A 413-nucleotide genomic window follows, 5' to 3' on the forward strand; every position below is an offset into this window, starting at 1 on the left:
ACCGCCGTGACCACCAGCCACGACATACCCGCATCCTGGCGCAACGCCATAATGATGCCGCCGATAGCCATGATCGGCGCTGCCACCATAAAGTTCATGAACAGCAGGAACGTCATCTGCACCTGCTGCACGTCGTTCGTCCCGCGCGTGACCAAGGTGGCGGTGCCGAAGTGTGACATCTCCTCGTGGTCAAAGCCCGTTACGCGCTCGTACACCGCCGCGCGGATGTCGCGGCCGGTGTCCATGGCCACCTGGGAGGCGAACCACACCGCCGCGATCGCCGCGGCGATCTGCACCAGTGCCACCACCAGCATCGTGCGGCCGACCCGCCAGATGTACGGCACGTCAGCCTGTGCGACACCGTTGTTGATGATGTCCGCGTTCAAATCCGGCAGGTACAGCGTGGCCAGGGT

1 protein-coding gene is annotated in these 413 nt (G+C 64.2%); it reads right to left on the reverse strand.

Annotated elements, in window-relative coordinates; all coding sequences use genetic code 11:
• A partial coding sequence (locus HMPREF2690_RS08345; protein WP_141761227.1) for an ABC transporter transmembrane domain-containing protein occupies positions 1-413 on the reverse strand: 413 nt, incomplete at both ends.

It is taken from the genome of Corynebacterium sp. HMSC034E11, assembly GCF_001835905.1.
GTDB lineage: Bacteria > Actinomycetota > Actinomycetes > Mycobacteriales > Mycobacteriaceae > Corynebacterium > Corynebacterium coyleae.